At 69.0% G+C, this 25641-nt stretch carries 24 protein-coding genes; 18 read left to right on the forward strand and 6 right to left on the reverse strand.

The genetic code is table 11. The annotated features are described in order from the left end of the window. Positions 1–7 precede the first annotated feature (7 nt). Entirely contained in the window at positions 8–1180 is a 1173-nt protein-coding gene (locus tag ACIG5F_RS20815; protein WP_396519724.1) for a glycoside hydrolase family 64 protein, read from the reverse strand. Positions 1181–1355: 175 nt separating this feature from the next. Here ACIG5F_RS20815 and ACIG5F_RS20820 point away from each other — a divergent pair, with 175 nt between their 5' ends. Continuing rightward, a complete protein-coding gene (locus ACIG5F_RS20820; protein WP_396519726.1) occupies positions 1356–2396 on the forward strand; it encodes a glycosyl hydrolase family 18 protein in 1041 nt (346 codons plus the stop codon). A gap of 80 nt (positions 2397–2476) precedes the next feature. On the opposite strand, the gene ACIG5F_RS20825 is transcribed toward ACIG5F_RS20820, so the two are convergent. Then, positions 2477–2995 carry a dihydrofolate reductase family protein gene (locus ACIG5F_RS20825; protein WP_396519728.1) on the reverse strand — a complete coding sequence of 173 codons (519 nt, stop codon included), beginning with the start codon at positions 2993–2995 and terminating at the stop codon, positions 2477–2479. A 101-nt stretch (positions 2996–3096) separates the two neighbouring features. Between ACIG5F_RS20825 and ACIG5F_RS20830 the strand changes: the two genes are divergently transcribed. Further along, a complete protein-coding gene (locus ACIG5F_RS20830) occupies positions 3097–3759 on the forward strand; it encodes a TetR/AcrR family transcriptional regulator (protein WP_396519730.1) in 663 nt (220 codons plus the stop codon). A gap of 46 nt (positions 3760–3805) precedes the next feature. Continuing rightward, positions 3806–4141, forward strand: coding sequence for an antibiotic biosynthesis monooxygenase family protein (locus ACIG5F_RS20835; protein WP_396519732.1), 336 nt, complete (start codon positions 3806–3808; stop codon positions 4139–4141). On the opposite strand, the gene ACIG5F_RS20840 is transcribed toward ACIG5F_RS20835, so the two are convergent. After that, positions 4138–5925 carry a sigma-54-dependent Fis family transcriptional regulator gene (locus ACIG5F_RS20840; protein ID WP_396519734.1) on the reverse strand — a complete coding sequence of 596 codons (1788 nt, stop codon included), beginning with the start codon at positions 5923–5925 and terminating at the stop codon, positions 4138–4140. The genes ACIG5F_RS20835 and ACIG5F_RS20840 overlap by 4 nt on opposite strands. A gap of 160 nt (positions 5926–6085) precedes the next feature. On the opposite strand from ACIG5F_RS20840, the gene ACIG5F_RS20845 reads away from it, so the two are divergent. The 12 genes from ACIG5F_RS20845 to ACIG5F_RS20900 all read left to right on the forward strand — a co-directional run bounded on the left by ACIG5F_RS20845 (position 6086) and on the right by ACIG5F_RS20900 (position 17056). Further along, positions 6086–6322: a hypothetical protein gene (locus ACIG5F_RS20845; RefSeq protein ID WP_396519736.1), complete on the forward strand. Its 237-nt coding sequence runs from the start codon at positions 6086–6088 to the stop codon at positions 6320–6322. 111 nt (positions 6323–6433) lie between these two features. Further along, positions 6434–8089, forward strand: a complete 1656-nt coding sequence (locus tag ACIG5F_RS20850) for a methane monooxygenase (RefSeq protein WP_396519737.1) — start codon at positions 6434–6436, stop codon at positions 8087–8089. Positions 8090–8149: 60 nt separating this feature from the next. Further along, positions 8150–9178 carry an NADH:ubiquinone reductase (Na(+)-transporting) subunit F gene (locus ACIG5F_RS20855; RefSeq protein WP_396519739.1) on the forward strand — a complete coding sequence of 343 codons (1029 nt, stop codon included), beginning with the start codon at positions 8150–8152 and terminating at the stop codon, positions 9176–9178. Positions 9179–9191: 13 nt separating this feature from the next. Beyond that, on the forward strand, positions 9192–10376 hold the full coding sequence (locus tag ACIG5F_RS20860; RefSeq protein ID WP_396519741.1) for a toluene hydroxylase: 1185 nt from the start codon (positions 9192–9194) through the stop codon (positions 10374–10376). Further along, entirely contained in the window at positions 10373–10744 is a 372-nt protein-coding gene (gene mimD, locus ACIG5F_RS20865) for a propane 2-monooxygenase effector subunit MimD (protein ID WP_396519743.1), read from the forward strand. Before ACIG5F_RS20860 ends, mimD begins: the two co-directional genes overlap by 4 nt. Positions 10745–10752: 8 nt before the next feature. Beyond that, on the forward strand, positions 10753–11787 hold the full coding sequence (locus ACIG5F_RS20870; protein ID WP_396519745.1) for an amidohydrolase family protein: 1035 nt from the start codon (positions 10753–10755) through the stop codon (positions 11785–11787). Beyond that, positions 11784–12497, forward strand: coding sequence for an iron-sulfur cluster assembly protein (locus ACIG5F_RS20875; protein WP_396519747.1), 714 nt, complete (start codon positions 11784–11786; stop codon positions 12495–12497). The genes ACIG5F_RS20870 and ACIG5F_RS20875 overlap by 4 nt, the downstream gene beginning before the upstream one ends. Then, a complete protein-coding gene (locus ACIG5F_RS20880; protein ID WP_396519749.1) occupies positions 12494–13519 on the forward strand; it encodes an NAD(P)-dependent alcohol dehydrogenase in 1026 nt (341 codons plus the stop codon). The genes ACIG5F_RS20875 and ACIG5F_RS20880 overlap by 4 nt, the downstream gene beginning before the upstream one ends. A gap of 14 nt (positions 13520–13533) precedes the next feature. Beyond that, positions 13534–15225 (forward strand): chaperonin GroEL, encoded by a 1692-nt coding sequence (groL, locus tag ACIG5F_RS20885; RefSeq protein ID WP_396519751.1) that lies wholly within the window; start codon positions 13534–13536, stop codon positions 15223–15225. Positions 15226–15306: 81 nt separating this feature from the next. After that, positions 15307–16539 carry an Nramp family divalent metal transporter gene (locus tag ACIG5F_RS20890; protein WP_396519753.1) on the forward strand — a complete coding sequence of 411 codons (1233 nt, stop codon included), beginning with the start codon at positions 15307–15309 and terminating at the stop codon, positions 16537–16539. After that, positions 16536–16739: a hypothetical protein gene (locus ACIG5F_RS20895; protein ID WP_396519755.1), complete on the forward strand. Its 204-nt coding sequence runs from the start codon at positions 16536–16538 to the stop codon at positions 16737–16739. Before ACIG5F_RS20890 ends, ACIG5F_RS20895 begins: the two co-directional genes overlap by 4 nt. Continuing rightward, positions 16736–17056 carry a putative quinol monooxygenase gene (locus tag ACIG5F_RS20900; protein WP_396519757.1) on the forward strand — a complete coding sequence of 107 codons (321 nt, stop codon included), beginning with the start codon at positions 16736–16738 and terminating at the stop codon, positions 17054–17056. Before ACIG5F_RS20895 ends, ACIG5F_RS20900 begins: the two co-directional genes overlap by 4 nt. Positions 17057–17120: 64 nt before the next feature. On the opposite strand, the gene ACIG5F_RS20905 is transcribed toward ACIG5F_RS20900, so the two are convergent. Beyond that, positions 17121–18251 carry a DUF222 domain-containing protein gene (locus ACIG5F_RS20905; protein WP_396519759.1) on the reverse strand — a complete coding sequence of 377 codons (1131 nt, stop codon included), beginning with the start codon at positions 18249–18251 and terminating at the stop codon, positions 17121–17123. A 694-nt stretch (positions 18252–18945) separates the two neighbouring features. Beyond that, positions 18946–20217 carry an SPASM domain-containing protein gene (locus ACIG5F_RS20910; protein WP_396519761.1) on the reverse strand — a complete coding sequence of 424 codons (1272 nt, stop codon included), beginning with the start codon at positions 20215–20217 and terminating at the stop codon, positions 18946–18948. A gap of 159 nt (positions 20218–20376) precedes the next feature. Between ACIG5F_RS20910 and ACIG5F_RS20915 the strand changes: the two genes are divergently transcribed. Next, positions 20377–21084, forward strand: coding sequence for a YqjF family protein (locus tag ACIG5F_RS20915; RefSeq protein WP_396519763.1), 708 nt, complete (start codon positions 20377–20379; stop codon positions 21082–21084). Positions 21085–21268: 184 nt separating this feature from the next. After that, positions 21269–22834, forward strand: a complete 1566-nt coding sequence (locus tag ACIG5F_RS20920) for an LCP family protein (RefSeq protein WP_396519765.1) — start codon at positions 21269–21271, stop codon at positions 22832–22834. Positions 22835–22940: 106 nt separating this feature from the next. On the opposite strand, the gene ACIG5F_RS20925 is transcribed toward ACIG5F_RS20920, so the two are convergent. Further along, positions 22941–25037, reverse strand: a complete 2097-nt coding sequence (locus tag ACIG5F_RS20925) for a cytochrome P450 (RefSeq protein WP_396519767.1) — start codon at positions 25035–25037, stop codon at positions 22941–22943. A 121-nt stretch (positions 25038–25158) separates the two neighbouring features. Between ACIG5F_RS20925 and ACIG5F_RS20930 the strand changes: the two genes are divergently transcribed. Beyond that, complete coding sequence (locus tag ACIG5F_RS20930) at positions 25159–25611, forward strand: Lrp/AsnC family transcriptional regulator (protein WP_396519769.1); 453 nt, start codon at positions 25159–25161, stop codon at positions 25609–25611. Positions 25612–25641 lie beyond the last annotated feature (30 nt).

Raw genomic sequence — 25641 nt, forward strand, 5'->3', positions numbered from 1 at the left:
CGTGACTCTAGTTGAACGGATCCAGGGTCATCGTGGCGCTGGCCGGGTTGCCGTTGTTGACCAGCGACTCGAAGTTGCCGACGTCGTCGAAGGCGAACGCGTAGGCCTTGCCGTCGACCATCTGCGAGTGGATCAGCCGGGCGTAGTGGTTGGTGACCGCGTCCTTGTAGAAATCGGCGGAGTTGTTGTCGGGCTGGCTGGCGGTGGTCAGCAGGGTGCCGCGGTTGTAGCCGGCGCACAGCGTCCGCGAGATCGGCCCGCGCACCAGGTCGTTGGGCGCGTCCAGCAGGTTGAAGCAGCCGAAGATGCTGGAGGCGTCCGGCTTCTGGAAGCTGGTGACCACCTGGCCGGCGCTGTTGGTGAAGTTCATGACGTTGCCCGAGACCCGCCCGAAGTACTTGGTGTTGGGCTGGTCGGCGAACGGCGTCACGGTGAGCGTGGAGCTGGTGTACCGGGTCCACACCCGGTTCACGTAGTCGCTCATGGCCGTGTTGGCCAGCGCGCCGGTCTCGATGCCGTGGCCGGGCGACAGGGCGCGCAGGATCGAGCCGTTGGGCGCGGTCTGGATCAGCCCGGCCCAGCCGCCGGCCTGCGCCTTCAGGCCGTTGAGCACGGCGTTGTAGCCGCCGGCCTTGAGATGCCCGGTGGTCTGCGTGCCCACGCCCACCGCGTACGGCGCGGAGAACATGTCCACCTGGGTGCTGTTGATCCAGATCCCGGAGTCGTTGAGCGTGTACTCCGACCAGTTGAACAGGATGTTCCGGTTGGGGTCGCTGGGGTTCTGCACCGCCGGCTGGACCAGGCCGCCGGTGGTCAGCTTGAACACCAGCTTCTGGCCGTAGGAGAAGTAGATCCGGCCGGAGAACTTGGGGATCCGGATGGTGACCGAGCCGCCGTTGCCGGGGCCGGCGATGGAGGCGTCGGGGGCGGGCGTGGGCGGGTTGCCGCCGGCCGGCCAGGCGTGGAACGTGCCGTTGGCGTCGGCCCAGCCCTGCTGGCCGGTGGCCAGATTGGTGCCCAGGTCGTAGAGGTAGACCGCGTCGCCGCGGCCCGAGTTGTTGGTGATCTGGAGTGGGATGGTCGCCGGCACCGCGGCCTGGGCCGGCGTGACAGCGGTCAACGTGCCGACGGCGACTGCCGCCGCCGTGGCGATCGTGCACAACACCCTTGTCGTGCGCATGCGTGATATCCCCTCGTCGGATGCAGGGTGGCGAGGCGGCCGTGCTCTCGCGCAGGGTCGTGAGAGCGCTCTCATGGTTAACCCGGGCGCCATCGGCTGTCAATGTCGGAACCGGTTCCGGGTTTCTTCGGCCAAAGGTCTGGACCTCCGGTACCGGTACCGGGAGGCTGTGGCCATGTTCATCCCCAGACTGGCCGCGGCCGTGGCGCTGACCGCGCTGGCCGCCACCGCCATCCCCGGCAGCGCGGCGGCTGCCGGGCATGGCCATGCCCTCCCCGAGCACGTGTTCGCCCCGTACTTCCAGACCTACAACCCGGGCGACCCGGCCGAGCAGGCGGCGGCCTCCGGCGCCCGCTACCTGACCATGGCCTTCCTCCAGACCCCGGTCGCCGGCTCGTGCGAGGCGACCTGGGATGGCGACCCCAACCGGCCGATCTCCTGGGCCCAGTACGGCGACTCCATCGCCAAGCTGCGGGCCACGGGCGGCGACGTGATCGCCTCCTACGGCGGCGGCGACGCCTCCGGGCACGGCACCGACATCGCCGACAGCTGCACCGACGTGGACAAGATCGCCGAGAGCTTCGAGAAGGTGATCACCACCTACGACATCACCCGCATCGACCTCGACGTCGAGGGTCCGATGCCGAAGAACCTGCCCGGCGTGGACCGCCGCAACAAGGCCATCGCCCAGGTCGAGAAGTGGGCGGCGGCGCACGGCCGGACCATCCAGTTCGACTACACCGTGCCCACCAACGTCGACGGCATCACCCAGGACTCGAAGAACATGCTCGCCAACGCCGTGGCCAACGGCGCCGACGTGCACATCGTCAACATCATGACCTTCGACTACTACGACAACAAGCCGCACGAGATGGCCGACGACACCAGGACCGCCGCCAACTCGCTGCTGGCCGAGCTGCGCGTGCTGCACCCCGGGACCCCGGACCACAAGCTGTGGCAACAGGTCGGCATCATCGAGATGATCGGCGTCGACGACTACGGCTCGGGCGGCGAGACCGGCCCGCTGGAGATCTTCACCCCGCGCGACGCCGTCGACATCACCGTCTGGTCGTGGCTGCACAACATCGGCTCGCTGTCCTTCTGGGCCCTTGGCCGCGACAGCGCCTGCCCCGGCCAGCATTCCGACAAGTGCTCAGGCGTCCAACAGGCCCCGTGGCAGTACACCCGCACCATGACCCCCTTCACCCACAACTAAGTCAACCCTTAGTCGCTTGGAAGGGGGCTTTCCTCCACTCCGAGTGAAGGAAAGCCCCCTTCCAAGCGCCGAAATGGGGGTTAGGCGGGGGTGTAGATCAGTTCGATGGCGCCGCCGGGGTGTAGGCGTTGGCACTGGAGGTGCAGGGCTTGGCTGGTGTCGCCGAACAGGGGGACGCCCCGGCCCAGCAGCATCGGCAGCACGACTACGCCGAGGCGGTCGATCGCGCCGAGGTCGAGGAACGCTCGGATGGTGCGGGCGCCGCCGAGCAGGTGCACGTCGCCCATCAGGCCGGTCAGCTGGAGGTGGCGTAACAGGTCGGCGGGGCTGGCGCAGGGGCGGGCGTCGAGGTCCGAGGGCAGGGGACGGGAGGTGAGCACGTGCACCTCCTTGTCCCGCCACGGCCAGTCACCGGCCCAGCGGGACAGGCCGCGGTCGAAGGTCTGCCGGCCCATCACCACGGCCTCGCAGTGTTCGAGCACCTCGGCGATGCCGTGTGAGCGGTGCTCGTAGCTCGGCAGCAAGTCCCAGGCGGCCACGCCGTCCGCGTCGGCGACGAAGCCGTCCAGGCTCACGCCGACGTGGGTGCGGATCACCATGCGCGGACCCCTTCGCGTTCGGTGTCCCCAGGACACGCATGTGTCTATCGGACACATGGTGTACGGTAGACACACCTGGGGAGGACAGCAAGGGGGCCAAGGTGACAGAACGGCCCGAACTGCTTTGGGGCCTGGAGGATCGGCAGGCACGGCCGCCGCTGACCGTGACTCGGGTCGCCGCCGCCGGCATCGCGCTGGCCGACGAGGCCGGCATGGCCGCGGTGTCGATGCAGCAGGTGGCCGGCCGGCTCGGCGTGACCAAGATGGCGCTGTACCGGCACGTGGTCAGCAAGGCCGAGCTGGTCGCGGTGATGATCGAGATCGCCGTGGGCGCGCCGCCGGACCTGGGCGGCGAGCAGGGCTGGCGGCCGAAGCTGGCCGAGTGGGCCCGCCTGATGCGCGAGACCTGGCAGCGCCACCCGTGGCTGCCGGCGGCCACGGTCGGCGAGCGGGCGATGGGCCCGCGCGAGATCGGCTGGACCGAGGCGGCGGTCGCCGCCCTGGAGGGCACGGGCCTGACCGGCGGCCAGCGCATCGACGCCGTCTTCCTGCTCAGCGGCCACATCCGCAACACCCAGTCGGCCGCCACCGCGGGCACCCAGCCCTGGCATCGGGACCAGCGGCTGCGCGGCCAGATCGCCGCCCACGGGGACCGGTTCCCGGCGTTGGTGGCCGCCACCGCCGACGCGACCGGGGACAGCAGCTGGGAGTTCGGGCTGGCCCGCATCTTCGACGGCCTGACCCAGCTCATCGCTGCGTCTTGAGGCACAGATGCGGGCATGATCGCCGCGGGCCTGATGTTATGGGGACATGACTCTTTTCGTACGCGTGGCGCTCACGGTGCACGACGGCAGGCAGGCCGAGTTCGAGGAGACCGCCAAGGCGCTGGCCGCGCAGGCCAACGCCGAGGAGGGCACGCTGTCCTACCGCTGGTTCTCCGACGGGCCCGGCAGCTACACGGTCCTGGAGGAGTACGCCGACGCCGACGCATCGGCCGCCCACAACAAGGCCGGCCGCGAGCTGCTGGCCAAGCTCAACGAGGTCGCCACCATCACCACGCTGGACATCTACGGCGAGCTCAACGACCGGCTCCGCAGCCTGGTCGACGCGCTGCCGACCGCGACCGCGCACAGCGAGGCGATCTAGCGCTCGGGCGTGACGATGCCGTACTCGTGGATCTTGCGGTACAGCGTCGCCCGGGACATGCCCAGCAACTGAGCGGTCTGCACCTTGTTGCCGCCGCTGTCGGCCAGGCCCTGCACGATGGCGTCGCGCTCCATCGACTCCATCCGGGACAGCGGCCGCCGGGTCAGCGTGCGGAACTCGGCCGGCAGGTCGCCCGGCTGGATCGTGCCCGTCCGCCGGTGCTGCACCGCGAGCTTGAGCACGTGGTGCAGCTCGGCGACGTTGCCGGGCCAGTCGAACCGCATCAGCAGGTGCATGGCCGCCGGCGAGCAGGTCAGCTGGCCGCCGTGGCCCAGCCGGCTCAGGAACAGCGGCACCAGCTCGGACAGGTCCTCCACGTGCCGGCGCAGCGGCGGAACCCGGACCGTGCGGGGGAAAAGTCCGCGCAGCTCGGCCAGTTCCGGCCGGCCCACGTTGTTCTCGGCCATCGTCACGGCCACCCAGGTGGTGCGGGAAGCCAGGCGCAGCAACCGGATCGTGGTGGCCAGCGCCGGACCGGACAGCCGGTCGACGTGCCGGATCACCAGCGCGTCCACCGGATCCTCGACCAGCTCGCGGCGTAGCTGGTCGTGCCAGTCGGCCGCCGCCTCGGCGTCGAGCAGGTGCACGCGGCCGGTCGGGTGCCGGCGCTGGTGCACGCAGCGGGCCAGGGTCGTCTTGCCCACGCCCGGATCCCCGCCCAGCACCAGCCATTCGCCCGCGTGGTACGCCGCGTCGACGTCGTGGGCGCAGCGTAGCCACAGCGGGGCCGAGCCGACCGCGCCGGGCAGGAACATCGGCAGCCGCGGCTCGGGCACACCCGCCCCCTCCGGCTCGGAGTCGATCAGCTTGCCGCACAGCACCACGCCGGCCACCTCGTTGCGGGTCTGGCCGAACACCTTGCGGCACTGGGACCTCAGCTTGCTCCCGGTCGGCAGCGACACGTCGGCGGTGCAGGTGCGCCGCTCCAGCACCGCCTGGGTGGCGTGCCCGATCAACACCGACTGGTCGGCCGGGTCGAGCAGCTGCCGGGCATGGTCGTTCATCATCACCAGGCCGTCGTTGAACGCCAGCACGATGCCGTTGGTCCGCCGGCACGCGCGCAGATAGGCCTGGAACAGCGCCAGTTCCCGCGGATTGCTGTGGGTCAGCAGGGTCTGGCTGATCTGCTCGGCCGCCGACTGGGCCAGCGCCACCAGCAGCCGGCCGGCGTCGCGACTCCAGCACGTCAGGTCGACCGCGCCGACCGTCTTGCCGGTCACCGGATGCTGGATCGGGGCGCCGGCGCAGGCCAGGCTCTCCAGGTTCTCCGCGTAGTGCTCGTGGCCGAACACGTGCGTGGGCCGGCCCTCCTCCAGGGCGGTGCCGATGCCGTTGGTGCCGACGAACTGCTCGCCGTAGCTGAAGCCGGGCACCAGCTCCACCCGTTCCAGCTTGCGGTGCAGGTCGGCGTCGCCGGTGCGCTGGGTGAGCACGACACCCGTCGGATCTGTCAGGATCAAGCTGATCGGCTGGCCGTCGAGCTGGTCGCCCAGCCGCTCCAGCACCGGCGTGGCCGCGCGGATCAGCGGCGAGTCCAGGTCGGGATCGCGGACGTAGGGCAGCACGATCTTGTCGGCGGGCACGCGCAGCCGCCGCGACCGCCACCACGAGTCCAGGATGCTCTTGCGCACCTGGTCGGCGGCGAAGGCCTCGGTGGTAGAGGTCAGAAACCGCTCCCGAGTGGTGGCCAGTCGCCTCTCGTCGGCTGTCGCTGCGTCCTGCACATGGACCTCCTATACCCACGGACAGCCCTGGCCGCGGGCACCCGGCGGTGCCTCCCGCACCACCCAGCCTAGGCCCCCGGCGCTCCCGGCGGGTGTCTCAAATTGAGACAGTCCGCGCCCGCGTATCGGCGTGTGATGAGAGGTCGGAGGTGTGTGGGCAATGACCGATAACGAGTCCTACAACCCGTGGACGATTGTGAACCTGGTTTTCCACCACCTGGTCGAGGAGGGCTACCACCCGGTGCTCGGCGACTCCGGCCACCCGGGCGAGCCGGCCGCCCAGCTGTTGCGGGCGCTGGGAATCCGGCCCGTGGTGGGCGGTACCGACGAACGGGTGACGGAGCAGAACCGCGTGACGCTCGCCGAGATGCGGGAGAAGCATTTCGGCCCGCGCTGAGTGTCTCATTTTGAGACCGGACGTGACCCCGATCACGGGATGTAATTCCTCTCGCAGCTAAGGCGCAACGACGACGCGCTCACCGCCGGCGACGGCGGGTTAGGAGTGACCATGAGCCGCCAGAGCGTGGCGAAAGCACACCAGAAGATCCAGGAGCTGAGCTGGGACCCGGTGTACCACGAGCCGGTCTCCCACTACGGCACCGACTACACCTTCCGCAAGGCCAAGAAGAAGGACCCGCTCAAGCAGGTGCTGCGGTCCTACTTCCCCATGCAGGAGGAGAAGGACCACCGCGTGTACGGCGCCGAGGACGGCGCGATCCGCGGCAACATGTTCCGACAGGTCCAGGAGCGCTGGCTGGAGTGGCAGAAGCTGTTCCTGTCCATCATCCCGCTGCCGGAGATCTCCGCGGCCCGGGCGATGCCGCTGCTGTTCCGCACCGTGCCCAACCCGGAGCTGCACAACGGCCAGGCGATCCAGATGATCGACGAGGTCCGGCACTCGACGATCCAGCAGAACCTCAAGCGCCTGTACATGAACAACTACATCGACCCGGCCGGCTTCAACTCCAGCCTGCGCAACTTCCAGAACGACTACTGCGGCACCATCGGCCGGCAGTTCGCCGAGGGCTTCATCACTGGCGACGCCATCACCGCGGCCAGCATCTACCTGACCATCGTGGCCGAGACCGCGTTCACCAACACGCTGTTCGTGGCCATGCCGGCCGAGGCCGCGGCCAACGGCGACTACCTGCTGCCCACGGTGTTCCACTCGGTGCAGTCCGACGAGTCCCGGCACATCAGCAACGGCTACGCGACGCTGCTGATGGCGCTGTCCGACGAGTCCAACCACCAGTTGCTGGAACGGGATCTGCGCTACGCGTGGTGGAACAACCACCGCGTGGTGGACGCGGCGATCGGCACGTTCATCGAGTACGGCACCAAGGACCGCCGCAAGGACCGCGAGAGCTACGCGGAGATGTGGCGGCGCTGGATCTACGACGACTACTACCGCAGTTATCTCGTCCCGCTGGAGAAGTACGGCCTGACCATTCCGCACGACCTCATCGAGGAGTCCTGGAACCAGATCTGGAACAAGGGCTACGTGCACGAGGTCGCACAGTTCTTCGCCACCGGCTGGCTGGCCAACTACTGGCGCATCGACGGCATGACCGACGAGGACTTCGAGTGGTTCGAGTTCAAGTACCCGGGCTGGTATGACAAGTACGGCAAGTGGTGGGAGAACTACAACCGCCTGTCCGTCCCCAATGGACACCACCCGATCGTCGCGGAGAACGTGGACTACGTGTACCCGCACCGGTGCTGGACCTGCATGGTGCCCTGCCTGGTCCGTGAGGACATGGTGATGGACAAGGTGGACGGCCAGTGGCGGACCTACTGCCACGAGGCCTGCCGCTGGACCGACGCCGAGGCGTTCCGGCCGACCTACCAGGGCCGCAACACGCCCAACATGGGCCAGCTGATCGGCGCCCGCGAGTGGGAGACCCTGTACCACGGCTGGAACTGGGCCGACGTGGTCAAGGACATGGGTTTCGTGCGCGACGACGGCCGGACCATGGTCGCCCAGCCGCACCTTGACCTGAACCCGAAGAAGATGTGGACGCTGGACCACCTGCGCCGCATGGGTCCCGTGCAGAGCCCGAACGTGCTGCTCAACCAGATGACCGACGCCGAGCGGGCCGCGTTCAAGGCCGACTACAACCGGCAGGGCCCCGCCGGCAGGCCGGCTCCCGCCGCCCAGGTCTGACCGCGGTCGGAGGGAGGCGACCTCCGGCCGCCTCCCTCGCCTTCCCTCGAAAGGCAAACCATGGGCGAGAAGCACCGTGTGCGGTTCGAGCCGGTCGGCATCGAGATCGAGGCCGACGAGGACCAGAACATCCTGCGCGCCGCCGCCGAGCAGGGCGTGATGCTCATGCACGGCTGCAAGGAGGGCCAGTGCGGCTCGTGCAAGTCGTTCATTCTGGACGGTGACGACGTCGAGCACGACCGCTACTCCACGTTCGCGCTGCCCGACTACGAGAAGGAGGAGGGCTACACCCTGCTCTGCCGGGCGCACGCGTACGAGGACATCACCGTCGAGCTGATCAACTACGACGAGGACATGATCCGCTCCGGGCTGCCCATCCAGCAGGCCGTGGTCGAGGTGGTGTCCAAGGACCACGTCACCCACGACATGGTGCAGCTGGTGGTGCGGCTGGTGGAGCCGGCCGACCTGAAGTTCTTTCCCGGCCAGTACCTGGATTTCGATGTGCCGGGCGCGGACGCCACCCGCTCGTTCTCGATGGCCACCACCTCGGCCGCCGGCGGGCTGCTGGAGTTCGTCATCAGGATCTACCCCGACGGCCTGTTCTCCGGCTATCTGGACGGCGAAGTCGCGGTCGGCGACCGGATGAGGGTGACCGGGCCGTTCGGGGTGTTCACCCTGCGGGACTCCACCGCCCCGCTGGTGTTCCTGGGCGGCGGGGCCGGCATCGCGCCGATCCTGGCCCTGCTGCGGTCGATGGCGGAGCGTGGCATCGAGCGCAGGGCGGTGTTCTACTACGGCGCCCGGCGGCGGCGGGATCTCTGCTTCGAGAAGGAGATCGCGGAGCTTTCCACCCGGTTGCCCGGCTTCGAGTTCGTGCCGGCACTGTCCGAACCGGACGGTGAGCCGTGGGACGGCGAGGTGGGGCTGATCACCGACGTGGTCCGGCGCCGCGAGTCCGACCTGACCGGGGCCGACGCCTACGTGTGCGGGCCGCCGCCGATGGTGGAGGCGGCGATCGAGTTGTTGCCGGCACTGGGTGTTGCCGACAAACGGGTCTTCTACGACAAGTTCACCACGACCGGCGGCTGAAGGAGTTTAGCCGATGACAACGACCGCAGAACCGAGCACGACCGAGCGCAGTGTGCCCAAGGTGGCGTTCACCGACGCCGAGGCGGGCGCCAAGGTGTTCCCCGACTCCGACGCACGCCGCTACAACTACTTCAAGCCGGCCAAGCGCAAGCAGAGCCACTACGAGGACGTCACCGTCGAGGTGCAGCCCGACCCGCGGCACTACCTGGCCCAGGGCTGGCTGTACGGCTTCGCCGACGGCAAGGGCGGCTATCCCCTGGAGTGGACGGCATTGCGGGCCTGGGGCAGCGACCGGCCGGTGCCCGAGCGCTACGCCGGCTCCGGCGGCCAGGGCTACGAGTGGCCGGCGCACGGCTGGCACGAGTTCCGTGACCCCAACGAGGAGTGGGAGCTCACGCTCTACCGCTACAACTCCAACGTGGTCCGCCAGCTCAACCAGAACATCGAGGCGGCCCGCCAGGCCAAGGCGTTCGACCAGTGGAACCGCAACTGGGTGCAGTTCGTGGCCCAGCACGTGGGCGCGTGGATGCACGTGGACCACGGTTTGGGGCTCTACCTGTTCGCCAACGCCAACCGCCGCGCGCCCACGAACATGCACAACAACGCGATCTCCGTGAACAGCATGCACCGCATCCGCGCCGCGCAGGACCTGGCTCTCTACAACCTGACGCTGAGCGAGGAGATCGAGGGCTTCGACGGCGCCGCCCACCTGGCCACCTGGAACTCCGACCCGGCCTGGCAGGGCGTGCGCGAGACCGCCGAGCAGCTCACCGGCGTGTGGGACTGGTGCGAGGCGGTCTTCGCGGCCAACATCGTGTTCGAGCCGCTGGTCGGGGAGTTGTTCCGCAGCAACCTGGTCCAGCAGGCCGCACCGTCCAACGGAGACTTCATCACGCCGACGCTGATCGGCGCCGAGGAGTACGACTTCGCCGAGCGGGATCTCCGCTACACCAAGCCGATGTTCCACCTGCTGGTCACCGACAAGCAGTTCGGCGCGGAGAACAAGAAGCTGATGCGGCAGTGGCTGGAGACCTGGGTGCCGCGGTGCATCCACGCCGCCCGCACGCTGCAGCCGCTGTGGTCGCAGCCGGACGCCAAGCCGCCGCGCTTCGAGGACGGCCTGGACCGGGCCAAGAGCCGGTTCAGCGCCATCCTGTCCGACCTGGAACTGACGCCACCGAAGGAGCTGGGCCAGTGACCACCTTCACGACGGCCGAGAGTCCGTTCAAGCAGAACAACACCGCGTCCAACATGTGCGGCTTCACCCTGATGAACAACCAGGTCGGGGCGATCGTCGCGGAGGTCATGGCCGCCAAGGACAACGTCACCGTGCTGCCGCTGCCCTCGATGATCCGGGTCGACGCGGTCGGCCGGATGGACGTCGTCTACAGCGAGATCGACGAGGCCGCCGGCGAGGAGGAGGGCTGGTTCAACGCGGCCGAGTTCGAGGAGAGCATGTCCACCCACTACGGGCGCATGATCCACGAGGACGACCGCACGATCATGTTCGCCAATCCCGAGGACGCCGCCGAGTACCTCGACTTCGACCTCGTGGCCCGGTCCTAGGAGGCAGTGTGTACGTCAAGGACGGTGTGAAGTACTTCGTGGTCGACGGCCACACCCACTTCTGGGACGCCAGCCCGGCCAACTGGGTGCCCGGCCAGGAGGAGTACGCCAAGGGCTGGATCGAGTGCTTCCACGCGTACCAGAGCCTCGGCCCGGCCGAGACGCACTGGCCGCTGGAGAAGTTCCAGAAGTACTCAGAAGAGCAGATGATGACCGATCTGTTCGACGAGGGCCACGTGGACGTCGCGATCTTCCAGCCCACCAACCTCCGCCAGTGGTACACGACGGGGTTCAACACCACGGAGGCCAACGGGGAGCTGGCCGAACGGCACCCCGGCAAGTTCGTGGTGAACACCAACTGGGACCCCCGCGACGGCGAGGACGGACTGAAGGCGCTCGAGGAGCGAGCCAGGCGCTGGGGTTGTGTCGGGGCGAAGCTCTACACCGCCGAGTGGAAGGGCGACTCGCGCGGCTGGAGCCTGAAGAGCCCGGAAGCCGCGCGGTACCTGGAGAAGTGCCAGGAACTGGGCATCAGGAACATCCACGTCCACAAGGGACCGACCATCTGGCCCCTGGACAAGGACGCGTTCGACGTGTCCGATGTGGACCACGCGGCGACCAGCTTCCCTGAGCTCAACTTCATCGTCGAGCACGTGGGCCTGCCCCGCATCGAGGACTTCTGCTTCATGGCGACGCAGGAGCCCAACGTCTACGCCGGACTGTCCGTTGTGGTCGGTGGCCTGATGCACGCCCGGCCGCGGTTCTTCGCCAAGGTCATGGGCGAGCTGCTGTTCTGGCTGGGCGAGGACCGCCTGGTGTTCGGCGCGGACTACGCCATCTGGGAGCCCAAGTGGCAGGTGGAGGGCTTCGTCGACTGGCAGATGCCCGACGGCGAGGAGTTCTCCGACTACGCCAAGCTCACGGTGGCGGCCAAGAAGAAGATCCTGGGCCTCAACGCGGCCAAGCTGTACGACCTGAAGGTGCCGCCGGAGTGCGACGTCGACGCGCCCGAGGTCGAGCCGGTCGGCGTGCCGGCGTCATGACCTCCGTGACTCGCACCCCCGACCAGGCCGCCGCGGTGCTCGCGGCGGTCTGGTCGGCCCTGGGCACTGTGCTCGACCCCGAGCTCGACGAGCCGTTGACCCAGCTGGGTTTCGTCTCCCACTGCCTGGTCACCGAGGAGGGGGAGGTTCGCGTGCGCCTGCGGCTGCCGACGTATTTCTGCGCGCCGAACTTCGCCTATCTGATGGTGGCGGACTCCTATGACGCCGTCCTCGCCGTGCCCGGCGTGACGTCGGTGTCGGTGAAGCTGGAGGACCACTTCGCCGCCGACGTGATCAACGACGGGGTGGCCCGGCGGTCCGGCTTCGTGGGCTCGTTCCCCGGCGAGGCCGTGAACGAGCTGGACGGCCTGCGCGCGGACTTCCTGCGCCGGGCCGTGCTCGCCGGCACCGACCGGGTCTGCCGGACCATGATCGCCGCCGGCGTCGACCGCTTCGGACTCGTTGACCTCACTCTCGGCGACGCACCGGAGGGCGCCGATCGAGAGCGGTTGCGTTCCCGCAGAAGGGAACTCGGCCTGCCCCACGGCGACTCGTCGCCGCTGGTGCTGGATCCGGCCACGGGCGAGGCGGTCACCGACATCAGGACACACCTGGGGCTGGCCCGGCTTACCCGGGTCAGTCAGGAAGCCAATTCCGGGGTGTGCCGTGGAATGCTGCTCGGCCGCTACGGAGTGAAGGAGGAGCGATGAGAGCCGTCCGGCTGCACTCCTACCACAAGCAGCCAGTCATCGACGAGGTGCCCGAGCCCCGCGCGCGTGATCCGTTCGACGTGGTCGTGCGGATCGGCGGGGCCGGGGTCTGCCGCACCGACCTGCACATCATCGAGGAGCAGTGGCGCGACAAGTCCGGCGTCACGCTGCCGTACACCATCGGGCACGAGAATGCCGGCTGGGTCCAGGAAGTCGGCTCCGGAGTGTCCACTGTGGCCGTCGGCGACACGGTCATCCTGCACCCGACGCCGACCTGCGGGCTGTGCCACGCCTGCCGGGCCGGCGACGACATGCACTGTCTCGACTCGACCTTCCCCGGCATCAACACCGACGGCGGCATGGCCGACTACCTGCTGACCTCGGCGCGGGCCTGCATCAAGCTGGACCCGGCGACCCAACCGTCCGATGTGGCCGCTCTGGCCGACGCCGGCATCACCGCGTACCACGCCGTGCGCAAGGCGGTTCCGCTGCTGTATCCCGGAACCGTGTGCGTGGTCAACGGGGCCGGCGGCCTGGGGCACATCGGCATCCAGTCGCTGGCCGCGCTGACCGCGACCACGATCATCGTCGTCGACCGCAACCCGGAAGCCCTTGACCTGGCGTCGAAACTGGGCGCGGACGTGACGGTTCTGGCCGACGGCAAGCATGTTGACGCCGTGCTGGACCTGACCGGCGGGCACGGGGCCGAGGTCGTGCTGGACTTCGTCGCCGAGCAGGGCGCCCAGCAGGACGCGTTCGCCATGACCCGGCGCGGTGGCTCGCACTATGTCATCGGTTACGGCAGCAACATCGACATTCCCACCATCGACATCATCTCCACCGAGCGCAACGTGATAGGCAACCTGGTCGGCACCTACAACGACCTGGCCGAGCTGATGGTGTTGGCGCAGAAGGGGAAGGTGACGCTACACACCCGTAAGTACCCGCTGGACGCCGCATTGGACGCGCTGGCCGACCTCGACGCCGGCCGGGTGCGCGGCCGGGCCGTGCTCACTCCGTAGAGAGGCAGGCAACCATGGCCAAGGAACTGCGCTTCGGCGCGCAAGCCCGGGACCTGCTGCTCGCGGGCGTGGACAAGCTGGCCGAGGCGGTCAAGTCGACGCTGGGGCCCAAGGGCCGCAACGTGATCATCGAGAAGATCACCGGCTCGCCGGTGGTCACCAACGACGGCGTCACCATCGCGCGGGAGATCCACCTCAAGGACCAGTTCGAGAACATGGGCGCGCAGCTGGTCAAGGAGGCGGCGATCAAGACCAACGACGTGGTCGGCGACGGCACCACCACCGCCACCGTGTTGGCGCAGGCCATCATCCGCGAGGGCATGCGGGTGATCGCCACCGGCGGCAATCCGGTGCTGATCAAGCGGGGCATCGACCACGCCGTCGGGCTTCTGGTGGAGCACCTGGAAAAGGTCGCCCACCCGGTCAGCTCCCGGCAGGACTTCGCCCGGGTGGCCGCCATTTCCGCCAACGACGACGACAAGGTCGGCGCGGTGATCGCCGACGCCCTGCACACCGTGGGCGAGGGCGGCGTGGTCAGCATCGAGGAGTCGCCGCGGATCGGCATGCGGGTCGACTTCGTCGAGGGCTTCGAGTTCGACAACGGCTACCTGTCGCCTTATCTGGTCACCGATCCCGGCCGGCTGGAGGCCGTGCTCGACGACCCGTACATCCTGATGTGCAGCGAGAAGATCACCAAGGTCCAGGAGCTGATGCCCATTCTGGACAAGGTGATGCGGGATCCGCGGCCGCTGCTGGTGATCGCCGAGAACGTCGAGGGCACCGCGCTGAGCATGCTGGTGCACAACCACGTCAACGGCGTGTTCCGGGCCTGCGCCGTGCGGGCTCCCGGCTTCGGCGACCGGCGGCTGCACAAGCTGGAGGACCTCGCCGCCATCGTCGGCGGCTCGGTGCTGTCCCGCCAGGCCAGTTTCTCCCTGGAGACCATGACCTTGGCCCACCTGGGCCGGGCCCGGCAGGTCCGCGTCACCGAGAACTCCACGACCATTGTGGACGGCGCCGGCTCCACCGCCGACGTCGAGTTCCGTGTCACCCAGCTTCGCTCCGAACTGGAACGCGCTGTCAACGGCACCGACGAGGACGTGCTCACCGAACGCATCGGCGCCCTCACCGGCAAGGTCGCCCTCATCCGCGTCGGCGCCGCCACTCCCGCCGAGCTCAAGGAGTTGCAGCACCGGGTCGAGGACGCCCTGTCCGCCACCCGGGCCGCCATGGCCGAGGGCATCGTGCCCGGCGGCGGCGCGGCGCTGCTGCACTCCGAGAAGGTCCTCGACGACCTCGACCTGACCGGCGACTACGCCACCGGCGCCGACATCGTGCGCCGGGCCCTGTCCGAGCCCGCGTTCCTCATCGCCGCCAACGCCGGCCTGCCCGCCGCGCAGATCCTCCAGCGCTCCCGCGAGCTCTCCGACGACGAGGGCTTCGACGCCCTGCACGAGCGCTACGGCAACATGGTCGAGATGGGCATCGTCGATCCCCTCCGGGTCTGCCGCTCCGCCCTCCAGAACGGCGCCTCGGTAGCCGGGTTGTTGTTGACCACCAACTCCCTCATCGCCGAGGAGCAGACCCCCTGGGGCGGCAGCCCCGCCCTCATGACCGAGTTCGGCCCCTTGGACGAGGGCCTGCACCAGCCCTCGCCCGACGCCAGCACCCCCCAATCCCTCGGCATGGGCCCCTCCGTCGCCTGATTTCACGCTTGGAAGGGGGCTTTCCTGCACTCCGAGTGGAGGAAGGCCCCCTTCCTAGCATCTAATCCTTGACTTGAGGAGGTGGCTGTGCTTGAGCGCGATCCGGCGACGGTGACGACCGCGCGGCCGGCTGTCTCCGCGAAGCTGGTCGGGCCGGCCTTCGTGGCCGCCGTGGCGTATATCGATCCCGGGAACTTCGCCACCAACATCACCGCCGGCGGGCTGTTCGGGTTCCGGCTGCTGTGGGTGATCCTGGCCGCCAACGTGATGGCGATGCTCGTGCAGTACCTGTCGGCCAAGCTGGGCATCGCGACCGGGCGGGACCTGCCGGAGCTGTGCCGGCAGCATTTCCCGAGGCCGGTGTCGCGGGGCCTGTGGGCGCAGGCCGAGTTGGTGGCCATGGCGACCGACCTGGCCGAGCTGGTGGGTGCGGCGGTGGGACTGAATCTGCTGTTCGGGGTGCCGCTGCCGATCGCCGGTGTGCTGACCGCCGTGGTGGCGTTCGGGGTGCTGGCGTTGGAGCAGCGCGGCCGTCGGCCGTTCGAGCTGGCCATCGCGGCCATGTTCGGCGTCGTGTTCCTTGGCTTCGCCTACGACCTGGCCACCGTCGGGGTGCACCAGAACGTCGCGGCCGGCCTGGTGCCGGGGTTCGCCGGCTCCGACAGCGTGCTGCTGGCCGTGAGCATTATCGGCGCGACCGTCATGCCGCACGTGATCTACCTGCACTCCGCCCTGACCAAGAAGCGCGCCCACCACCGCAGCGACCTCTCCCGGCATACCTTGCTGCGCTCGCAGGCCGTGGACGTGCTGTTGGCGCTGGGCACCGCCGGCTTGATCAACATGGCGATGCTGGTGCTGGCCGCCTCGCTGCCGATCACCGGCGACCCGATTCTCGCCGCCCATGATTCGCTGGGCCGTTTGGTCGGCGGGGGAGCGGCGCTGGCGTTCGCCGTCGCGCTGTTGGCTTCCGGCGTGTCGTCGTCCAGTGTCGGCACGTACGCCGGGCAGGTCGTGATGCAGGGCTTCATCCGTCGCCGTATTCCGCTGTACGTGCGGCGGGGCATCACCATGCTGCCCGGGCTGACCGTGTTGGCGCTGGGCTTGCCGACCACCGACAGCCTGGTGATCTCCCAGGTGGCCTTGTCGTTCGGCATTCCTTTCGCCTTGGTCCCACTGGTGCTGCTGACTCGTCGACGGGATGTCATGGGCTCGTTCGTGAACCGCCGGGTCACCACGTTCGCCGCCGCCGGCTGCGCCGTGTTGATCACCTTGCTCAACGGCTACCTGATCGTGGCGGAGGTGATGGGCGCGTGATCGAGCTGATCGTGTTCGGCGCGACGCTCACCTTGGCGCTGCTGGTGTTCCGGTCCGCCGAGCTGCACTCCGTGCCCGCGTGCGTGCGGGCTCGGGTGCTCTGGCTCAGCGCCCATGCCCCCGCGCTGCTCATGCTGGGCGCGGCGGCATTGATCATCGGTATCGTGGGCCTGGCCCACACGACAGGAGGCTCGCCTTGATCTTCATCGTGGTCAAGTTCACCGTCCGCCCCGAGGTCGCCGACAGCTGGCTCGACCTGACCGCCGAGTTCACCGCCGCCACCCGCGCCGAGCCCGGCAACCTTTTCTTCGACTGGGCGCGCAGCGTCGACGACCCCAATGTCTTCGTGCTCACCGAGGGCTTCCACGACGACGCCGCCGAGGCCCATGTCACTTCCGAGCACTTCAAGCAGGCCATGGCCGTGCTCCCGAAGGCCATCGCCACCACCCCGCAGATCATCAACTTCACCATTCCCCAGGACGACTGGTCCGAGATGGCCGAACTCAAGCCGGCCTGAGCGCCGTTTCCCCGACATGGTCCGCCGCCGTCCGCCCCGGTCGGCGGCTGGCCCTTGCTCGGGGTCAGCGGTGAAACTCCGGCAGCCCCTCGTTGATCTTCACCTTCCAGTCGCTGTGATGAATCAGCCGATGACAGGCGCTGCACAGCAACACCAGATTGTCCAGGCTGGTCGGCCCCCCGTCAGCCCATTCCACCACGTGATGCGCGTGGCATTGCCGAGGTTTCCTTCCACATCCCGGAAACGCGCACCCCTTGTCTCGGATGATCAGTGCTCTGCGTATCGCGTTGGGGATTGTCCGGCTGGCCCGTCCGATGTCGAGGACTTCGGACTTGGCCCCCAGCACCACCCTCAGGATCGTGCTGTCGCAGGCGATCCTGCGCACTGAGGCGGCGTTGAGCGGCCCCATGCCCTCCAGGTCGGCGGTGCCGCGCTGCTCCTGAAAGTCCTTCCACGACATGGTGAGGGCGAGGTGCGGCTTCTCCCCGCCTTCCTCGGGCAGGGCGTCGCTGCCCAGGGCGATCTCGACGATCTCGGCGAAGGCGTCGCCGTGCCGCTCGGCGGTGGTGCGGGTGTCTTCGGCGGTGGTGGGCTTGGACTTGGCGGCGATGGCCGCTTCCAGCATGGCTCCGGTCTCCAGGTCCAGGTGGCCTCGGATGTCGAAGGATCCGTCGGGTCGGCGGGTGATGTAGAGCTCCCGCGTGGGTCGGGCCAACTCTGGGTCGTCGGGGGCTTTGCCGTCTTGGTCGAGCAGCAGCAGGATTCGCTTGGCGATGTCGCTGAAGTCGACGGTGTCGAACTGTGGCGCGTTCTCCACCAACGCCGCCTCGACATCGTCGCGATCCGCTTCCGGCGCCGCGCTCAGGGTGGTGTCGATGATGGTCAGGTGCTGCTTGCTCAGCACCGCCACATTGGCTACGTCCCGAACCGCGTCGCGCCCGAACAGCTCGGCGAACCGCACCAGGTCTCGGGCCTCGCCCCGGGTGATCTTCCATGCCACGGTCAGCGACGCGACCAGTGCCTTGCGGTCGTCCTTGGTCCGGCTGGTGCGGTTCCACTGCTCTCGCACCACCGCGATCTCGCGCAGGTAGTCGTTCTTGCGTCGCTGCTCGATCAGCACACCGATCTCGCCCAGCGCCCCGTCACCCAGTCGCCACCATTCGGCGTCGACCGGCATATCCAGGTTCACTGACATGTCCTCATCTTACCACAGTATGGGTATGGATTTCTGTTGCCAGGAAACGGTTATCTCTTCGTTTCCCACCTGAAGAAAACTTCAGGAAAGCGCTTTCCAACACCACCCTCGCGCCCACCCTGCCAAACGGCAAGCAAACCACGAAAGCCAGACCCCTCCCACGTCCCAAGCCCTCTGTAAACCGCACCACCCACCCACCTCACGCCGCGCTACGAACCCCATCCACCCACCCGACCCGCGACAACCGACCCAGGCGAGGGCTTGGTGATGGTGTGGAAGGGAAGAGTGCGGCTACGGGCGGGTTGGTGAAGGGGAGGAGGAATGCGGTGAGGAGCAACCGTCCGACCCGGCGGGTGATCGCCACCAACCAAAGCCATCCCCGGAACCACAGACAACCGACCCAGGCGAGGGCTTGGTGATGGTGTGGAAGGGAAGAGTGCGGCGAGGGCGGATTGATGAAGGGGAGGAGGAATGCGGTGAGGAGCAACCGTCCGACCCGCCACCAAAGCAACTGCCCGACCCGCCACCCAAGCAACCATCCGACCCGACGGGTGATCGCCACCAACCAAAGCCACCCCCCGGAACCACAGACACCCACCCCCCGAACCACAGAAAGCCCCCCCCGGAACCACAGACACCCTGTCCTCGAAACACAGACACCACCCCCCGAACCACAGCAAGCCCCCACAGAACCTCAAGAACACCGCAGTAGCCCCGACTTGGCGGCCACGAGGTCGAGCCGTTGCTGGATGTTGTGTTTGTAGCTGGGGCATGCCGGGGCGCCGTCGTCCCAGCGTTTGGGGCAGCGGCCGCCGCAGGTGGGGAGGAAGGGGCACGAGGAGCAGGGTTGTTGCCCACGGTTGACGCGGTCGTGCCAGTCGTCGTAGCGGCCGGCGGGGCGTTGGCGGTTGTGGTCGGCGTGGGCGACGAGTTCGAGGATGTCGGCCTGTTCGTGGGCGGGGACGAGGGGGTGTTCGGTGCACGAGAAGATGGCGCCGCTGCTGCTGATGACTTCGGCGGTGCGGGTGACGGCGGGGCAGAGGGGGCGGGCAAGCGGCGAGGGGATCAAGGTCCCGCAACCGAGCCCGGCCTCCTGCATGCGGCGTAGCCAACGGGGCTCCGCGGCGGCGAATCGGGCCCGTGGCCAGGTCGCGGCCGCGCGGAGCTCGAACTCGAACATGGGGCGGTTGAGCCCAGCGGCCAGAGCGGCGTCGATGAAGGCGTCGACCTCGGCGACGTCGGCCAGGTCGCAGCGGATCGTCATGCGCAGGAGGGGAAACTCCTCCGGCATGAGACCGGCGAGCACCGAGAGGATCCGCTGGTACGGCCGGGCCGGATCGATGACGGCCTGCACGGCGTGGATCCGGCACTCCTCGTACAGCGCACGCAGCCGGCGAGGGGTCAAAAGCGCGCCGCCGGTGGTCATGGTGGAGGTGTAGCGCACGCCGCGATCGTCGGCGGCCGTGACGAACTGGGCGGCGAGGCCGCGCACGATCTCGTACGACAGCAGGGGTTCGTTGCCGAACCAGCCGACGTGGACCTCCTCAGTGCTGGGGCGGCTGATGCCCCGCAGGACCCGATCACGCACGGCGTCGCGGTGGTTGGCGGTGGACTTGCCGCGAACGTGCACCTGCCCGCAGTATTCGCAGCCCATGTTGCAGAAGCCGGCTGGCACCAGCGCATAGTTCAGCGACGCCAAGGATCGGGCCCGGGCGCGTTGCTCGTCCAGCACGTCGGTGAGCTCGTCCCGGCTGTCGGGCACCAGGATGTCCAACTCGGTGAGCTGCTCGGCGACATCGTCGGGCAGCGGGCCGCAGTCGCCCGCGCGCAGGGTGCACGCGACGGCGTCGCCGACGGGGCTGACGCGGGAGGTGCGGGTGTTGAGCACGAGCCGGACGGGCCGCTTGTCGCCGTCGGTGTAGAGCGAGTCGCTGACGACGAGGTATCTGCTTGCCTTCTGAACCACGGCGTCATCCTGTGGCCACCACCCCGTGCGCGCGTATACGCACAACTGCGTAGAACGAATCTGTATCTGTTGTCGCGCAAGGACTTCCAAGCCGAAGGATTGCCCGAGAGTCTCCACTGCCCGGGTAGGATCGGGCAACCGGCGGGGTAAACTGGCGGCGTGAAGATCGAGCCGGTCACCGTCACGACACCGCGGCCGCTGCGGCGCAGGGTGCTCACGCAGGCCTGGCGCGAGCTGACCTTCCTGCACTGGCCGGCGGATCCGGACCTGATCGCTCCGCTGCTGCCGCCCGGCACGGCGCCGGACACGCTCGACGGTGTCACCTACGTCGGCCTGGTGCCGTTCCGGATGAGCAATGTGCTGCGTATGCCTTATCTGGGCACGTTTCCGGAGACGAACGTGCGACTGTACTCAGTGGACGGTCACGGCCGGCGGGGCGTGGTGTTCCGCTCGCTGGACGCGGCCCGGCTGCTGCCGGTGCTGATCGCCCAGGCCGGCTTCAGCCTGCCGTACAAGTGGGCGTCGATGCGGATCCGGCGTGACGGCGACGTCGTCACGTACCTGTCGCAGCGGCGCGGCAGCGGCCCGAGCAGCCGGATCCGGGTGCTGCCGGGCGCGCCCATCGCGGAGCCGAGTGACCTGGAGCACTTCATGACCGCCCGCTGGGGCCTGCACGTGTCCTGGCGCGGCCGCACCGTCTACCTGCCCAACGAGCACCCGCCCTGGCCGCTGCACCGGGCCGAGCTGCTGGACCTGGAGGAGGGCCTGTTGGCCGCCGCCGGCACGCCTCGGCCGGCCGCGCCGCCGGTGAGCGTGCTCTGGTCACCGGGTGTGCCAGTCCACTTCGGCCTCCCCCTTACCCAATGAGGTGACGTCATCACGTAGCGTAGTGGCGAATCGCGAACTAACGAACCTCTTGTCTGTGTGTCTCGCACGGACGGGCGGTCCCCGCCACGGCCCTGGCAACGGCAAGGCACTATGGACGTCCTAGGGACAGTGGTCGCACCACCGGGCGACCCCGTTGGAGCACACGAAGGGGAGGGGTCGCCCGATGTCGGAGCGCCTCGACGTGCGGCGGACGCCGCAGCCGGCCGGACAGCCCCGGCCGACCGCCGCGCGCCGCGCCCGCCCGGCCCTGCGCACCTTCCAGGTGCTGATGGTCGTGGTGTCGATGGTGGTCTTCGGGGGCACCTGGTACGCGTGGTCGCAGCTGGCCAAGCTGAACGGCCTGACCACGGCCGACGTGATCGGCAAGACCGTGCCGCCGGCCGACGAGCAGAACATCCTGATGGTCGGCCTGGACACCCGGACCGACGCCCAGGGCAACCCGCTGCCGGCGGACGTGCTCAACCAGCTGCACGCCGGCGGGGGCGACGACGGCGGCGACACCACCGACACCATGATCGTGATCCACATCCCGGCCGGCGGCGGGGCGGCCAGCGCGATCTCCATCCCGCGCGACTCCTACGTGCAGATCGTGGCCAGCGACGGCTCCAGCTACGGCAAGCACAAGATCAACTCGGCCTACAGCTACGGCCGCAACGACGCCTACCAGACGCTGACCAAGCAGGGCGTGACCGGGGCCGACCGGGAGACCAAGGCGGCCGAGGCCGGGGCCAAGACCTCCATCGCCACCGTGCAGAAGTTCACCGGCCTGACCATCACCCACTACGCCGCGGTCAACCTGGCCGGCTTCTTCTTCATCAGCCAGGCCATCGGCGGCGTGCCGGTGTGTCTGATCAACCCGGTCAAGGACGTCTACTCCGGCGCGAACTTCCCGGCCGGCCAGCAGACCGTGGAGGGCTCGGCCGCGCTGGCCTTCGTGCGGCAGCGGCACGGCCTGCCCAACGGCGACCTGGACCGCATCCGCCGCCAGCAGGCCTTCATGTCCAGCATGGCCAAGACCGTGCTGTCGGCCGGCACGCTGGCCAACCCGGGCAAGCTCAACGACCTGATCGCCGCGGTGAAGAAGGCCGTGGTCATCGACCAGGGCTGGGACGTGCTCCAGTTCGCCCAGCAGTTGCAGGGCATGAGCACCGGCAACATCAAGTTCGTGACGATCCCGATCGTCAGCATCACCCTGCAGACGCCCAACGACGGCGACGCCGTCGAGGTGGATCCCCAGCAGGTCCAGCAGTTCGTGCGGCAGACCATCGGCGCGGCCACCTCCACCAGCGGCGCGCCGACCAGCGGGGCCGGCTCGAACTCGGTGAACTACGCGGCGACCACTGTGGACGTTCGCAATGCCTCCAGCGTCTCCGGTCTGGCCGCCAGTGTGCTGGACAAGTTGGTGGCCAAGGGATTCGGCCGCGGCGAGGTCGGCACCGCCACTGCCCGCAAGGCGTCCTCGGTCAACTATCCGGCCAATGCCAAGGCCGCCGCGCAGGCCGTGTCCGACGCCCTCGGCGGCGTGCCGCTGATCGCCGACGACACCCTGACCGCCGGGCATGTCCGCGTGTATCTGGGCACGGACTACAACACCAAGTACGGCTTCACCGGCGCCGCGCCGATGCAGCTCAACACCTACGCCGCCGCCGCGCCGACGTCGTCGTCGTCCTCGTCGGCCGCGTCCTCCAGCAACACGATCACCGCCGACGGCGTTCCCTGCATCAATTGACACAGCATCAACTGACACAGCATCAACTGACACAGCATCGACAAACCCACGATGCCGGCCCTGTCACGAGCCGCGCGGCCCAGCTGTCCCTGTCCTTCCGACCGGCTCACAGATCCAGGACGAGCCGGGGCGAGCGGGCCCGCGACACGCACACCATCATCGTGTCGTCGCGGGCGCGCTCGTCCGGGCTGAGCACGCTGTCCCGGTGCTCGACCGCGCCTTCGAGGACGGAAGTCTCGCAGGAGCCGCAAGTTCCGGCACGGCAGGTGGACGGCGCCAGCACGCCGGCCTCCTGGAGCGCGTCGAGCAGCGAGCAGCCGGCCGGGACATGAACGCTGCGGCCGGACCGGCGCAGCTCGACGTCGAAAGGCTTGTCAGCGCTGGCATCGGTTCGCCGCCGCTGCCGCGGTGCGAATCGCTCGACCCGAAGCGTCAGCCGTGACCACACGCCCTCGCCGGAAAGGCGCCGCTGTTCGATCTCGTCCAACAGCGACGCCGGGCCGCAGCAGTACACCGCGGCGCCGTCGGGGAGATCCTTGACCAGCTCGTCCAGTGCCGGGCGGCCGACGGTTCCGGTCGGCCACAGGGTCGTCTCGGGCCCGTCGAGCACGTCGCGGAACGGCATCTCGGCAACGGATCGCGCCAGGTAGTGCAGCCGCCACGGCCGGCCGTCGCGTCGCAGTCGGGCCACCATCGGCACGATCGGCGTGATCCCGATGCCGCCGGCGATGAACACGTGCGCTGGGGCGTCCACCAGCCGGAAGTTGTTGCGTGGCCCGCCGATCCGCAGCATGTCACCGGCCTTGACGTGATCGTGCAACCACTCCGAGCCATGGCCGCCCGGTTGCCGGCGCACGGCGATCTGCCAGTGATCGCCGGTCAGCGAGTACTGCCGCGTCGCGTCGCCGGCGATCTCGACGTCGATGTGCGCGCCCGGTTCGACCGTCGGAAGTGGTTGCCCGTCAACGGATTCGAGCGTGAGCAGCCGGACATCGGGCGTCACCGTCTCGGCCCGACCGACCCGCAACGCCCGCGCGTTCGAGGTCGTGGGCCGCCGGGTTGCGCGTCGCCCGAGCGCCACGGGTATCGACACCGGGCCGCGGAACTCCCAGCCCCGCACGGTGATCGGCGCGAGCAGCTTGACGTCATCGAACCGGTCGATCAGGGCCGTGACGGCCAGCCGCGCCTCCAGCCGAGCCAGGCTCGCGCCGACGCAGGCGTGTGCGCCGGTGAAGAACGCGAGATGCTGGAAGTCGGGCCGGTCGAGGTCGAAGTCGTCGGGGTTGTCCCAGTGCCGCTCGTCGCGGTTGGCCGAGCTGATCACGCCCACCACCATCGCGCCGGCCGGAATGTCCACATCGGACAGTGTGACCGGGCGGGTGGTGCGCCGGGTCACCGTGCCCAACGGCGATCCCCAGCGCAACGCCTCCTCGATGAGCGGACCGGACTCGGCCTGGTCCTCCCGCAGGCGGTCCCGGACGTCGGGCCGGCGCAGGTAGTGGCCGACCGCGAAGCCGAACAGGTCCCGGGGTTCCTGCATGCCGCCGATGATCAGCAGCTTCACCGTCGCGGCCAGGTGGGCGAAGGTGATGGGCCGGCCATCGACCGGGGTGGCCAGCAGCGCGGCCAGGATGCTGCCGTCCGGCACGCCGTCGCGCAGCTGGAGCTCGAGCATGGCGTCCACCTCCCGGTTGGCCTCGGCCGCCAGGCGGGCCTTCGCCGGATCGCGCTCGTAGTTCGACACGCCCGCGGCGAGGCCGTCGAGCCAGCGCAACAGGGTGGCCGGGGCGACCGGCGGCAGCCCGGTGACCTCGGTGAGGACGCGGATCGCCAGCGGCTGCGCGTAGTCGGCGATGAGGTCGACCTCGGGATCCAGGCGGTCGAGCGCCTCGTCGACCACCCGCTCGACGACCGTCCGCACGCGGGCGGCGATCGCCGCCGGGCGCAGGCTGGCGGTCAGCGGCGCCCGCAGCTCACGATGCCGCTCGCCCTCGCTGTGCAGCAGATTCGGGCCGAGCGTGGCCGTCACCGGCGAGTCGTGCACGGCCGCGCTGTAGATCGTCGGATCGGCCAGGGCCCGGACGTCGTCCCACCGGGTGACGAAGTAGGACCGCGCCCAGGGCATCCAGGCCACCGGGGCATCGCGGCGCAGCCGGGCATAGGTGGGATAGGGGTCGAGGTCCAGCTCGGCGACGATGTCCATGAGACGCAGCGTCGCCGCCGGCCGAGACGACAGTCCAGCTCGGGGCCTGAAGTCCAGACAAAAACGCCCCATCGACGTAGGTGTCTGGATAGCTGTCGCCGAGCTGGGCACGATGCTGGGCATGAGTCCAGATGCCATCGACCTAGCGATCATGCAGGCCCTCGACCGGGACGCCCGCACCCCGATGGGCGCGGTCGCCGACGCCGCCGGCGTCTCCCGGGCCACCGCGTACAGCCGGGTCAACCGCCTGGCCGAGTCCGGGGTCCTGCGCCGCTACACGATCGACGCCGATCCCCAGCAGCTCGGCTGGCAGTTCAGCGCCCTGGCCGTGGTGAGCGGCGGGCAGCTCAACTGGCGTCAGCTGCGCGAGGAGCTCGTGGACAACCGCCACGTGCAGTGGGCGGCGTTCCTGGCCGGCGGGTTCGACGTCGCGCTGCTGCTGCGCGGCCGCACCATGGAGGAGATCCGCCGGGTGCTGATGGAGGAGATCCACCAGCTGCCCGGCGTTCGCGGCATCCAGACGTACTTCGTGCTCGACGAGGTGGTCGAGCACCGCAACCTGTTCCCGAACTGATCGGGCCTCAGCGCTCCCCGAACAACGGCG

The organism is Kutzneria sp. NPDC052558, assembly GCF_044547355.1.
In the GTDB taxonomy this organism is placed as follows: domain Bacteria; phylum Actinomycetota; class Actinomycetes; order Mycobacteriales; family Pseudonocardiaceae; genus Kutzneria.